The following is a 13,342-nucleotide window of genomic DNA, read 5'->3' as shown; positions in this document are numbered from 1 at the left end:
CTTTGAAGAAACAGCCAAAAGCGCAAAAAGTTGCAAAAATATTCAAAAAGACATCAAAATTCACTGGGGCGCCCCACTCCAACTTATTGAAAGTCTTTAGTTTTATGAAAATAAGCTGATCTAAATGTTAAGCCGAATGGGCGATCGCCACCAGCAGACTTTTCGAAAGAAGCACAGCAACATTTGGATGTCGCTGTGCTTCGTCAAACAATCTAGCGGCACCTACTTATTCAAATTAGGGTACTCTGTCGATTATGAAGTCTAAAAATAATCCGCCATACATATACCACATTGCCGAAGTTCAAACATGGCTGGGAGCCCCTGAGGTCGGTGAGTATTGTTGCTCGTCTCTTCAGTCAGAGGGCTTCATTCATTGCTCTACGGATACACAATATCTAACCATCGCAAACCATTTTTTTTCAGGCAGAGGGGATTTGGTATTGCTTGAAATTAATACTGACAGTGTTGTTGCTCCTATTCAGTATGAAAACCTGGAAGGAGGTTCTGAAATGTACCCGCACATTTATGGACCGATAAATCTCAATGCCGTGGTGAAGGCGTACGATCTAATCCCGGATAAGCACGGCCAATTCATTTCGCCAATTTAAGAAAAAGGTATCCCTTTCCTTTTTGCGTTGCGCTTAGTCGGGCTCAGCAAAAGAAGGTGCTTACTTTTTCTTGGGCAAAAATTCCATTGCCTGGGGCATATAACTTGCCGTCGTCTATGACCACGTTACCTATGGGCGATCCCGCATGACCTGTTGTTCTGGCAGGCTCATGGATAAAAGATGCACTATTTGCGATACCCGGCCAAATTTTACCGCGATGGATATTAGATCTCAATTTCCTGTTGGGACTTAGATTGACCCTCTGAGGGGGTGAGTTTTTTTGTTAATATATTCGTCCATAAATTTGAATCCAAATTGCTCAATGGCCGCCCGCTGATTACACGCAAAGATTCTAAAGGTATCCCTTTCCTTTTTGCGTTGCGCTTAGTCGGACTCAGCAATAGAGGTATTCTTTAGTCTATTGTCTCTTTATGGAATTGGTTCCCAACGGATTTGGATGACTCAAAATTGTTGCAAAGGTGATTCAGGTTATCCAAATGGGTTTTCCAAATGACCCAATTTGAGATTTTCGGGGGTCGGATTTACTGGCTATGACGACCCGTTTTAGTTAAAGTTATTTCCCAAATCTGCCGATAGATATTTATCAACGGTACATTCTATGTACGGAGGATAAATGTCGTTTTGCTTAATTAGAACGTTACCTCAGGTTTGGTAACGTTCCATTTCCTTAGGACGGTTCCATTATTTCGCAGCCCAAAAACGTTAGTCTGACATTTCCTGTAATATTAAGTCGGTTTTTCCAATATTCTTCCCACTCGCCGGCACTTGTTATGCGTTTTATGATGATTTTTGTCATCTTTTCGGCGCCTTTTTTACTCCAACCGAACCCGATCTTTTTTATGCGGCGGCCGATTTCGCGCATCATTCTCTCTATCATTGAACTCACTCGGGGATTCTTTAATCCCATATGAAGCCACGTGCGTAAGTAAGCAAACATCCCTTTTTTGGCTCGTATCAAGTACCTCGCGGCATCTCCGTAACCCTTCGTAATTAATTCATCGATTAAGTCTTGAACGCCTTTTTCTGCCATCCAAATTTTTTTCTCAAGACCTAGCTTTTCCTCTGCGCTGACCTGATCGAAGTCTTCTTCAGGTATATGTAATTCAATCGCTGCAGCTAATTCACCCTGGAACGATCTTGTTTCTTCTATTGAAGCACCTCCTTCTATGCGTAAAGGCTGATAGATATCCTTTACGATGTGCCAGTGACATCGTTGATGATCGAGCGTCAACTTCTTAAGACCATGTATCAGTCCGGCCTCGCCATCTGAGACCAGCACATTAGCTATGGCTTTAAATTTTACTCGCTCATTAGGATGGTTAGCGGCTTTGATCATTTGCCCAATGCTTTGCCAACTCTCATCTGTCCAAGCGCCATATGGACGGACGCCTCCATCTCGATCCACACCAACTACAACCTTCACCTCTCCGCGATTCGACTCGTACTCTGGCTTTTTCTTATAACCAGTGCCATCGGCAACTAACGTATCACAGCGGCCCTTAAGAGGGATTTCGTCACAACAACTTGCCATAACCCACCGATGAAGAGTCGTGTGGGGGATCTCAATCGATCCAATGCTTTTTAAGTGAACCTCACCTCGACGATAGCTCTGCTCACTGAGAAGCTCCACAACAGTCTTCTCTAACTCTACGGATTTTTTCTGATACCGATCGAGTCCTAAAAAAGTTCTCAGTGGGATCGTCGTCTTATGGCAGCTTTTGCATTTGAGCCGGGTCCATAGCACCGTCACTGTACCCACACCCGTTCGAACCGTCTTTTTTTCTTCTCGTCTTGTGACAACAAGATGTGACTTCTTGCAACAGTCGTGGCGACCCACCCCCAGCACTTTCTTGTAGACCATGTCGTCAAGTAGCCTTAACAACACCTGCAAAAACCCGGGTATACCCTCGCGCTCAAATAACTCTTTTGACGCTAAGAGTAGCTCGTCTAAAGTAAATTCATTTTCTGATAGACTTGCGCCCACTTTTAAAGACAATATTTGCTCAATCATTTGGTGGTCTCCTTGTTGTTTGTTTTTAGTCGAGCATCAACAAGGAGATCATTTTTATCTTCTCAACGCCACCACTTATCACTCTTGCGAACAACCTTTCTTCGACGACTCGATGGAGCTTTCAACTGAGCTTGGTGTTCTTTTAAACACCGAGGACACCATTTCGTTCGCTTGGCATTGTGAAGACTTCTTTGCCACTTGCACTTACACTTTAAACACTGCCAATCAAGTGGCGCGTCTATATGCTCGTAGGACTTTGATAAAAGCTTGGCATTGTGATCTTTGGCAAGCTTTCTGATCTCCTTGACTGTGGCCTTTCTTTTTAAAGCCCCCTCTCGCCTTCGACAGATGGGACACCACTTGCCTTGGCTAACATTGGCTGGGGTCATAAAAAACATGTGACCCCATAAACACTTCCACTTAAGCATCGTATGGGCATCGATGTAGATTCTAGATAAACAAAGCCCTTTATGTGCCTTGGCCCGAGCCCTTTGTATTGTAATGTCGCCTCGAAGCTCCTCACCACGACGCTTAAAATAACATCGCCTACACCAACTGCCTTGCTTAATGTTCTCTGGTGTCGCCAACCACTCATGACGAGCCTCGCACCGCCATAACATCTTTGTTCGACCGTTTGCATACTCTTTTGTTAATAACCGACCACCGCGAGTTCTTGCTATTCTTCGCAACTCACGTAGTTGTTTTAGACGGGCTGTCTTAGTCATCACTTCAATCCAGACAATAAGGTGTAAAACTCAAAAATACTCTAGCACTATTCAACAGTTACGGTGAATTCATAAAAACTGTCGCTGTTTGAGACGCCCAATTGGGCTTAAGCTTCGACCCACAACAATGGCGCAGCTATTCTCAAATTGATGCATAAAAAACGAGCAGTACAGCAAAAATAACTAAAGTTATTCACCGCATCAGACGATACTAAGTATATCAATTTTAATGGAGTGCTTAATATGGAGGCAAAATGTCGCCCTACAAAAATGGAACGTTACCTCAGGTTTGGCGATTGACTCTGAGTGTTTTGCTCGGTGCCTCCGTATTGGGGTGCCAGCTGGGTGACAATCGTATCAGTGGTAAATACAAGGCGAGTAGTTTTTCGATAGAGACTGTCAGCGCCACTCACATATACAACGATGCCACGAATCTTATTTGGACCGATGTCCCCGGGTCCAGTGGTTATACAGTCTACTACCGCGAAGGAAGCGAAGCGCCTGGAAGCTGTGCAAGTGCGCCTGGGGTATCAGAAGTCAGCGTTTCCACAAACAGCGTGGATCTATCCGGCTTGAATCCTGATACCCAATACAGCCTATTGGTATGCAGCGTAGGGGTCGCCGCTGAGGGGAGTTTCTCCTTGACCACACTAAAAGAAGTTACGGGCACGGCCGCCTATCCAAATAACCCCAATTGGAACGACTATGTGGACCGTGATGGAAGCAATGCCTTTGATGCTAGCGACACGGCATGCTCGGGAACCGGTGATTTACTTTTGAATCTATGTATTCACAGCGGTGAAATTAGAAAGTTCACGGCACCCACAATGTTTAATGACTGCGCGGGTGTGACGGCCGAAGACTCGGCGGGCGCCTTTAACTGGGTTTGCGACGACAGCAGTTCGCCGGTGAAAATTTATTCCAGCGGCCTCAAAGCCGATAGACGTTTGGCAGACGTGCTAGAGCCGAACAGCTTTAAGTCCCTGCGGCTGATAATTTACCGAAACGGCGTGGCCACGCATGCTTCATCGGCGGCGGTTTGGTGGAACAACTCCGTGATCTCTTTGCCCACCGGCAATGCAGACCTCGATCAATTGGGTGCTGTATATGTTCTCAATGAATCCCGCACGGATCTGGGCCATGCCATCACGGCATCGAAGATCTCTTTTGTTACTCTTGGGGAGGCCGTGTACTCATCAGGTGCGTCGGGGCTTCGGCCCAATATGGTAGGTAACCTGTGGATAGAAGGTCGTTTTGGTGCGTCGGCCGACACCGCAGTGATATGGATGGCTTTGACAACCCACTCTCAGATCCGCCATCTCCGCCTTGAGCAGCCGAGCACTTACGGTTTGATTGTATTAACTGGTGGCGACTATATGGTTTATCAGGATATTGAAATTGATAATAGTTCAAACACGGGCACGAACTTTTATTTGAGCGATGGCGACTATGTACATATCAGTGATTTGCGCTCTAATGGTGGCGATGTTGGTGTCCGTTTGTCTGACACTCAATATTCTCTGTTTGAAAAAATTCAAATATCAAATGCCACCACGGGCCTCAGAATGTACGGGACGCCGAGTCCGATGTATAGTCTTTTTGTCGACACGAAGATCGCTTTTTCTGGTAAAGGCATGCATGCGGGCGGGTGGCGTAACACTTTTTTAAGAACACGCATCACTCACACTGGGCGTCCAATTCATGCTGTTTCGATGGATGAAACGACGTTGATTGATACCATTGCGGTAAATGCGTCTCCAAGCTACATTTCTTCGGGCACACGAAAGGTGACGTTCTTGAATCTTGTGCATCCCAATGGCCTTGATGATTGGACGGCGGAAGATATGACTTATGTCAACGCCGTATGGAAAACTGGTGGGCCAAATATGATTGGAGCAAGTGTTGATAGTTATTTTTCTCAAGTGGCGATTTCGAGTTACTTTGCAGGAGGCGGTAATGGGATTTGGTTTACGGACAACCTTTTATTGTCCTTGGCGGCCAACTGCACAGTGGGTTCTGCCACTGCGAACCACGGACTCGATGCGAGTTGTAACAACCAGGGCATTAGTAATGCAAACCACGTCACAAATTTGAACTTTGACAATTCTTTTGTCGGAGCGGTGACCTCGGACTCTGTCAATCCTGTGGTTTTGCCAAATCCTCCAGACACCAGTGATGCCTCACAGGTATTTAATTTTGAAAACCCCTATCGCATCTGGGTGAATGACGGCGGTGGGCTTGAGATCATGGATTTTCAACTTAAGGCCACAGACACTGTATTTCGCAACACAACCAACGACGGCGAAAACCAAAACCAACCCTTCGTCGCTGGCGCCACATGCCCCATGGCTGTGAACGGCAATTACACCATGACCGATCAACATTCGGCGCCCAATACATTTCTTGTGAACGCACAGGAGATCTTCTTTGATGGTGTGGGAGACGACGATGGCCTTTGCGAAAGCAACGAGGCATGCATTTATTCACCTAACTTTGGCGTTTATCAGGGGCATGGCGACTATCTGGCTAACGGCACTTGCAACTTTCAAAATGGCACCGTCACCGGGGTTCAAATGTATGCCTATCCATCTAATGGTACCTGAGTGGTGTCAGTTTTTGGCTAGAGGCTACCACAATTATAGGATCCGATGTCGGCCTGGCGACACTCATAAACGGATATTTCGCCTTCAATGAGTCAAAAGGTATCCCGCCAGGTTCATTAATTACAACAATGCGAAATAAGCACGGCCAATTCATTTCGCCAATTTAAGAATAAAAAATAGTGTATTTCAAATGATGTGGGGCCGTTACTCCTGTACGCTATTGAATCTCCGTAGTGAAGCAAGCATCCACCTATGACACGACATGACCTTCTGAGAGGGTGAGTTTTTTGTTAATAAATTTGTCCATAAATTTGAATCCAAATTGCTCAATGGCCGCCCGCTGATTACACGAGCGGCATAAGAGCCTTAGGTTTTCAATGTGGTTACTTCCGCCCTGAGCCACACTTAATTTATGATCAATCTGTAAATTTTGTTTCGATCCGCAATTTTCACATTGGTTTTGGGCTTTTTTGATCACAATGGCTCGTTTTCCTGGGCTAATGCTGCGAGCGTTACGACTTGGCATTGCTCTCGCCTTCAGTTTTGTCGCGGTGTCGGGCTCTGTAGCTTTGAGTTTTTCTTCAACAAGGAGCTGCAATAATTCTTGTTCGGAGTCCATGTTTAATCGCGATTTGAGTAGATAGAGTTTTTCACTATCTATAAAAATCTTAAGCATCGTTTTGTCGCCATACCTTCGTGCGCTGGATTTTGTTTCCGGCAATTTCAAGGCATTTTCTCTGGCAATCTTTTCGAGCTCTATCTCACACTCTCTTGTGCTTTTGTTTTTGACTCGATCGATGATGGCCTTAGGGTTAAGTGTCCCAGATGGAAATTGGGGATGCGTCGGCATTGGATTTCTTGCTGTCGGCGGACAGCCATCTGCACTCGAATTACTACATGTATTTGAATTCGTATTTGCATTTGAATTTGTTTTTGCATTTGTGCCAGAATCCGAACCTAATCCTAATTTTGTACCTGTGCCTATACCTGTGCCTATACCTGTACCTATACCTGTACCTATACCTGTATTTGACCCTGTATTTGACCCTGTATTAGTGTCCGAACCCAAAAGTGTATTTGTGTCGACTTCTGCAGAACTTGTGTCCATCTTCTTCGGACATAGTTTTTCACCGGTACTCTGAAGTTTTGCACTTTTATTCAAGAACACTTGGACTGCGGCAGCATTTGACAGGCTAAGCTCACCACAAGCAATGGCCTCTTTGATTCCCTGACAATGCGAGGCCAGCTTACAAGCACTGATCTTTTTATGGGCGTCGCCATTTGAATAACCCAAATTGCGAATACAGTAATCATATATAGAAGTGCATTTGTAGTGGGCAAATAATCGGCGCCGATAAACTTCTTCAAGATGAGAAATAATGCTGGCAACAATGCGAGATTCTTTTGATTTAAGAGCTAACAAATTCTGATGCAGCTGATGGTCGCTTAAATTTTCGATAATCATTGTGTCCCTCAGTATAGTAACATTTAAAAACTCGCAAAGTGTGACGCGAGTTTATTTTAAGAGAGATGAAAAGTCAAAATATGGGCGGTAAAATACTTCTTTGATGATGCGCATAGGCGATCCGAGGGAGGGGGAGGATTTGCCGTTTTATTTAGCTTTTCTGAATTAAGCCATCGAAGGGGCGGAGAATAGTTTTTTCTTGCAGACTTGCCCGGATGACATAAAGATTTTTCGCTATCCTGGCTTCCGTGGTTGAGAATTGAACTTTGACACGACAAGACCCCCTGAGAGGGTCAGTGTTTTCGATTAATTCGAGGCGAAGGAATAGGGTTCTTCAAGCAAGATTATTAAGGCGATTGGCCAATCGAACAGGGTGGTCTGAAAAAGTTGTTCCGACAAAGCTAAAGTGTTGCGATATCGTACCTATCCATTTAATGGTATCCGAGTGTTGTCAATATCCTGGCTTCCGTGAGTTGAGAAGGTTTGAGAATTGAACTTTGACACGACAAGACCCCCTGAGAGGGTCAGTGTTTTTGATTAATTCGAGGCGAAGGAATAGGGTTCTTCAGGCAAGATTATTAAGGCGATTGGCCAATCGAACAGGGTGGTCTGAAAAAGTTGTTCCGACAAAGCTAAGCGTTGCGATATCGTACCTATCCATTTAATGGTATCTGAGTATTGTCTGTTTTCACCTAGCGGCTACCACAATGATAGGATCCTATGTCGGTCTGGCGACACTCATAAACGGATATTTCGCCTTCAATGAGTTTTTTGTCGTCTGGAGATAGTTCTAAAGAAGGTTGTTTTTTTAAGATCCATAGCAAATAGGCTGACTTTTGACTATTTGGTTTTTCTCGAATAAGCGATAGAATTTTTGTTGCCTGGTCCTGAGCAATTGTGGAATGCGCGGCAAATTGGACATAAGGGTGATATCGTTGGGTCTTTGTAGGGTTTAAAATGTTGTCGATAGACCAAGAGGCTAAGTGTGGATTATTGGGGGTAGGTTGACAGAATTGCTACAAAACTATTCTTAACTGAGAGAGCCCTGGCTTAACACTCCAACAGGAAGTTGGTGTTGTAAACGCTATTCAAACCTATGCCACATAATGCCCATTCGCCTCCGTGTCGTTTTGACACTAAAATCTCCTCCATGGCAGCTCCTCCCAAAATCCCTTTGGGATGCTTTACCTGGCCTAATTTCTAGGGGGAGACAAAATCGCTGCAAAGTTAAAGAGACAGAATCGCTGCCAAATAACACAGCCATTCGCCTCCGTCTCAAAACGAGACACTCAACAACACAATACCGCATTCGATAGTGTAAACAACATCGGCAAAAAAATTTAAATTCTCACGTTGAGACGGCATTTTATTAAAAATTTGGGGAACTTAGGGTTATCTGGTAGCCTAATGGCATAGAGACCAGACCAAAGTATGTAATTTCCATATCGATCTGATTACGGCACCGAGGTGCCTGGCGATTTTTATCGTTCAATTAATTATTAGATTTCAAAAATAAACGGGATTTTCCCGGAGGGTGATTACATGCGTTGGCAAGAGACATATAAAATAGGGTTAGCTGTGGCACTGGTTGGTTTTTTAACCACCGGGTGTGAGTTGACTGATGAAGAGAATCAGGCCATTGACCGCACATTGAATCCGCCGGTAAGTGGGCCGCCTAATCTGAGTTATCCGCCAGATGGCCCCTTTTGTTATTCTGAAATGCAACTTCAGCCAGATGCGGAAATCACTAAAAAAATCGACGTCCTATTTGTCGTAGATACCTCCGGTTCGCTCGTAGAAGAAAGAGATGAAATTGGTGACGGCGTCGACGCTCTCCTTGGCGCTCTTCCCGCAGATGTGGACGCTCAGTTTGGAGTCATGTTGGCCCACGTGGGCTCGAGATCAGGACGTCTTTATCGGAGATACAGCGACAAGCCCTATGTATTAAATGCAGCCAATCACTCATCTGAAGAGCTTCGCACGATATTGCGAGATCGCATGCGCCTTGTCGCCACAGAAAACGAAACTGACGGTGGCGAAGCCGGCCTTTACTCGCTGAACGAGGCCTTTTCAGAAGCCAACTTGTTAGAGTCAGTGGGGCATGGTTTTTTTAGAGAAGATGCCGCATTGGCCGTGGTATTTGTGGCCGATGAAAACGACATTTGTGCGCGCTACCCGCAAGGCGTTGTTCCCGTGGTGGATCCTAATAATAAAGAGATTCCCGCATTTAATAGGTATTGCGCCAATATCACTCCCGAGTCAGTTTTAGCTCAGGTGCGAGCGCATCAAGGCGAGCGCCCCTCAGTGGTGGCCGGAATCATTTATCATGAGCAGTCTGATTTTCCAGCAGTGGGAGAAAATGAGATTGGCTATGGTTATTTAGAAATGATCCGCATGGCTAATGGCGTCGCCATTGATTTAGCCGGAAATCATATTCACCAAGGTTTAGATCAAATTGGACTACTCGCCACAAAAAAGTTAAATTTGAAAACAGAGTTTCCGTTGTCGAGATTGGATTTCGATATGAGTTCACTTCAAGTGCTGGTTGATGGTGAACCCGCAGATCACAATTACAATGCCGATGTCAATGAAGTGCATTTAACCGGATATGCGGGTGTAGAAAATTCTGAAATTCGCATTTCCTATTGTGCAAAACGAGTGGAAGAGCCCGGTGACCCAGGTAACGGGGATGATGGCGGATCGGATAATGGTGACGACGGAAATGTCGATGACGGCGACAATGGTAATGGTGATGGCGGTGGCGACGTCGGCGAAGAGCCTGCCGATGCTCCTGTGGTGATCTCTGACTTTAGAATCCTAGAAATCACCGGTAACACGGCTTCATTTGCCTGGGAAACGGATAAAGAATCCACCACACAGCTGCAAATCACTAATGTGGATACTGGCGAAGTCACATATACGCTTTTAGATACCAACCTGGTTCTATCCCACGTGGATATGGCTACGGGCCTTCGACCCAACACACTTTATGATGTGCAAGGTATGTCAGAGCGAAACGGAATTATGAGCTTAAGTGAGCCCCTTCGCTTAAGAACCCGTCGCCAGGCGGATGAGTTTTAATTAAATAATAGACTCGGCTGACCCCCATTTCGGGGAGCCGGGGATGGCCACGAGCGTGCCCCTTGTGCGCTCTGCGGCAATGATATTCTCCTCTCACAGACCACCCAATATGTTTCCTCCCACAGCTTCTGAAAAAAAGTCATAAAATTTAAAAATTATTGAGGTTTAAAGCTGGCCAACGACATAATCCTCCCATTCAGAAAAAATCCAAACAGGGTCGATGATTCTTTTTAGTGGGGGTAAGGAATGCGAATGACTAAGGTTTTAACGCTGGTGGTGCTTCTATGCGTGAGTGCAACGGGTTTTGCGGTAGAGGGGCCGTGTAAAAACTTTGTGGATGCCCAAAGTCAGGTGCGCGCAAAAAATCTCAATTCAGATGTTTGTCTCATCGATGAGTCTTCCCTAACTGAATTACTAACTGGACTGGCCCAACCCGAAACGGTTATGGGAACAGGAATTATTAATCCCGACGGATTTACCGGGTCCATGCGATTGACCTTCAGTTTAACTAACGAAGGCGTCGAATCCTATGCCGTGTTTTTACAAAAAGAAGAATTCGACATGGTTAACCCAGAAGATGAAATTGCCGTTCCACTCCTTTATTTTATTTCTTCAGTGGTCGGACTGGGCACTATTGGTGCGGTCTATGTGGCAGTGGAGTATGGACCCACAGTGAAAGCCCTTCTTGAAGAATACAATCTAACTCTTCGATCGTTTAGACAGGACGTTCACAAGATGGCGGGGACCATGGACATGATGGCTGTGGATATCAACACCATGCGAAACCAAATGGAAAGCCTAAAAACTGAAATGGAAGGTATGAACATTCAGGTTGCGGAATTGAATCGCACCCAGCTAGCCACCATGAATCGTCAAATGGCTTCGATGAACTACAACATGTACAATGTAAATCGCCAAATGGGTCAAATGGGTAACTCCATGGATGCCATGTCCATGCCGATGCAGATGATGAGTATGCCCTTTAAAATGTTTGGGTTCTAAGGTTGCCACTAGAGTTATTGCCAAAAATTAAGAAATCAACCGCGACTTCGGTGAAGCTCGGATTATGGTTGTCTTTTTTAGTAATCGAAGTTGGGGTGTTATTGTTTCCATTGGGCGGTGAAGCCTTAACCCGAGTGGAAGCCCGGCATCGACAAAAAAGCCGCCTGCCTTTGACTTATCCCCTTACGGCCAGTGTGTTTGCCATTGATAATGGCATGCAGCTTTTGGGACAGGGGCTGGTGCCATCGGATGAATGTCATAATCTCATCACAAGTTACCACGTGGTGGCTCGTCACTTCTACCATTGTGAACAATCCGGTGAGCCATGTCCCAGTCTGTCGGCCCGCAATGCTTTGGGAGATGAGTTAGTGGTTCAATCTATTGTCGACTATTCGGAACCCTTGGATGCTGTGGTGTTGTCTTTTCGGTGGCTTAAAAGATCAACGTCGAGGCGTTGGTATAATCCGAAAGTCACTCTTGCTAGCCGAATCCCTCAACAGGGCGAATCAGTGAGCTTGCTTGCCGTATTGAATGCTTTTTCAGACACGCCATTTTATGTGGGGCGGGGGCTTGTCGCTAAGGAAGATTACGATCATGAACTGCGTCCCTCATTTAACTATGAGTTTAAAACTTTTAACGGCCTAAGTGGTTCACCTATCATTGATGCCAACGGCACTGTTGTGGGAGTCCATCATGGGCGCCGCCCGCGGTTATTTAATGATTCTTCAGAGCCCGTACCCGACGGGCAGAAGCAGGCTATTCCCATGGCGTTTATAAAAGACGCACTGCAAGTGGAGTGTGGGCTGTAGATCAGGCCCCTAGAGCTTTTTCCATTTTAAATAAAACCTCATACATGGCATTCAAAAGGTCTTTGTCGTAACGGCCCGCAAGTCGTTCTTTCATAAAATCCAAAGCTTCTCGAGGCTGCATGGGTTTGTTGTAAGAACGTTGGGTGGTGAGCGCATCAAAGGTATCGGTCAAGGCCACAATGCGGGCCATGGGGTGAATTTCATTGGCATCTAGTTGTTGTGGGTAACCGTTGCCAAGAGCACTTTCATGATGTTCAAAGCAACAGGCCTTAATGGCATCGGACACATCGTGTTCTTCAAGAATCATTAAACCATATTCAGGGTGTTTTTGCATTTGAGCCCACTCAAGGTCATCCAGTGGACCATCTTTACAAATAATATCCACACTCACATTGCGTTTGCCGATGTCGTGAAACAAAGCCCCTTGGCCCATCTCATGGAGGTCGTGGCCTTTGTATCCTACAGTTTGGGCTAATCCTAAGCTGTAGATCCCCACATCCAGTGAGTGGGTGTAGGTGTAAAAGTCATGGCTCGACAAACCAATCAGATGAGACATGGCATCGGGTTCTGTTTCCATGAGATCCAAAAACTGATTGATCAGCACTTTGGACTCATTCAGGGCTTTTTCCACATCGGGACTTTCAAAAAGCTCCTCAACCAAGGCCAATGAACTTTCACGAAGCACGGTGGCCTTATCGAAACTGCTCAATTTGTCATCGTTGAGCAATAGGGCCACATGTTTCTTATAATGCGGCCTGTCTTCAAATTTGAGGTAGAAATTATCTGGCGCCTTTTCCTCGAAACTCAGAAGTTTTTCGGCTGTTAAGCTGTCACCGGCTCGCAAATAGTGGATGTGGCGACCATTAATCAGCACGTAGACATCAAAAGGTACGGGTGATGATGGGTGTAGAGACTTAAGGCGAATCTTGATGTATTGCTCTGCTTGGTTTTCTGCCATAAAACTAATTTTGCCATGATTTTTTTTAGTGTCCAAGGCCAATAAGGTTGGACTTGGGC

9 protein-coding genes are annotated in these 13,342 nt (G+C 45.5%); 5 read left to right on the top strand and 4 right to left on the bottom strand.

What is annotated here, in order from left to right:
- The first annotated feature begins 254 nt into the window (after positions 1-254).
- Complete coding sequence (locus tag H6626_06020) at positions 255-608, top strand: DUF952 domain-containing protein (protein ID USN48647.1); 354 nt, start codon at positions 255-257, stop codon at positions 606-608.
- Positions 609-1,296: 688 nt separating this feature from the next.
- On the opposite strand, the gene H6626_06015 is transcribed toward H6626_06020, so the two are convergent.
- Both H6626_06015 and H6626_06010 read right to left on the bottom strand, forming a co-directional pair.
- Positions 1,297-2,640 carry a hypothetical protein gene (locus H6626_06015; protein ID USN48646.1) on the bottom strand — a complete coding sequence of 448 codons (1,344 nt, stop codon included), beginning with the start codon at positions 2,638-2,640 and terminating at the stop codon, positions 1,297-1,299.
- A gap of 62 nt (positions 2,641-2,702) precedes the next feature.
- The gene (locus tag H6626_06010) at positions 2,703-3,365 is read right to left on the bottom strand and encodes a hypothetical protein (protein USN48645.1); all 663 of its coding nucleotides are present in this window, start codon (positions 3,363-3,365) and stop codon (positions 2,703-2,705) included.
- Between the two features lie 254 nt (positions 3,366-3,619).
- On the opposite strand from H6626_06010, the gene H6626_06005 reads away from it, so the two are divergent.
- Positions 3,620-5,968 carry a fibronectin type III domain-containing protein gene (locus tag H6626_06005; protein ID USN48644.1) on the top strand — a complete coding sequence of 783 codons (2,349 nt, stop codon included), beginning with the start codon at positions 3,620-3,622 and terminating at the stop codon, positions 5,966-5,968.
- 250 nt (positions 5,969-6,218) lie between these two features.
- Here the strand turns inward: H6626_06005 and H6626_06000 are convergent, their stop codons facing one another.
- Positions 6,219-7,433, bottom strand: coding sequence for an HNH endonuclease (locus H6626_06000; protein USN48643.1), 1,215 nt, complete (start codon positions 7,431-7,433; stop codon positions 6,219-6,221).
- A 1,542-nt stretch (positions 7,434-8,975) separates the two neighbouring features.
- Between H6626_06000 and H6626_05995 the strand changes: the two genes are divergently transcribed.
- The 3 genes from H6626_05995 (at position 8,976) to H6626_05985 (ending at position 12,325) form a co-directional block, all read left to right on the top strand.
- Entirely contained in the window at positions 8,976-10,514 is a 1,539-nt protein-coding gene (locus H6626_05995) for a hypothetical protein (protein USN48642.1), read from the top strand.
- A gap of 252 nt (positions 10,515-10,766) precedes the next feature.
- Complete coding sequence (locus H6626_05990) at positions 10,767-11,516, top strand: hypothetical protein (protein ID USN48641.1); 750 nt, start codon at positions 10,767-10,769, stop codon at positions 11,514-11,516.
- Positions 11,517-11,584: 68 nt separating this feature from the next.
- Positions 11,585-12,325, top strand: coding sequence for a trypsin-like peptidase domain-containing protein (locus H6626_05985; GenBank protein USN48640.1), 741 nt, complete (start codon positions 11,585-11,587; stop codon positions 12,323-12,325).
- 1 nt (position 12,326) lies between these two features.
- Here H6626_05985 and H6626_05980 read toward each other — a convergent pair whose 3' ends face one another.
- On the bottom strand, positions 12,327-13,283 hold the full coding sequence (locus tag H6626_05980; protein USN48639.1) for an HD domain-containing protein: 957 nt from the start codon (positions 13,281-13,283) through the stop codon (positions 12,327-12,329).
- Positions 13,284-13,342: the final 59 nt, after the last annotated feature.

The sequence above is a fragment of the Pseudobdellovibrionaceae bacterium genome (genome assembly GCA_023898385.1).
Lineage (GTDB): Bacteria > Bdellovibrionota > Bdellovibrionia > Bdellovibrionales > UBA1609.
Note: the sequence above shows the minus strand (reverse complement) of the source record. Positions and strands in the feature narration are given on the sequence as shown.

Bases quoted from the DNA above. Each gene is read 5' to 3' on its own strand.
- H6626_06020 (USN48647.1), top strand. From the start codon at position 255: ATGAAGTCTAAAAATAATCCGCCATACATATACCACATTGCCGAAGTT.
- H6626_06015 (USN48646.1), bottom strand. From the start codon at position 2,640: ATGATTGAGCAAATATTGTCTTTAAAAGTGGGCGCAAGTCTATCAGAA.
- H6626_06010 (USN48645.1), bottom strand. From the start codon at position 3,365: ATGACTAAGACAGCCCGTCTAAAACAACTACGTGAGTTGCGAAGAATA.
- H6626_06005 (USN48644.1), top strand. From the start codon at position 3,620: ATGTCGCCCTACAAAAATGGAACGTTACCTCAGGTTTGGCGATTGACT.
- H6626_06000 (USN48643.1), bottom strand. From the start codon at position 7,433: ATGATTATCGAAAATTTAAGCGACCATCAGCTGCATCAGAATTTGTTA.
- H6626_05995 (USN48642.1), top strand. From the start codon at position 8,976: ATGCGTTGGCAAGAGACATATAAAATAGGGTTAGCTGTGGCACTGGTT.
- H6626_05990 (USN48641.1), top strand. From the start codon at position 10,767: ATGACTAAGGTTTTAACGCTGGTGGTGCTTCTATGCGTGAGTGCAACG.
- H6626_05980 (USN48639.1), bottom strand. From the start codon at position 13,283: ATGGCAGAAAACCAAGCAGAGCAATACATCAAGATTCGCCTTAAGTCT.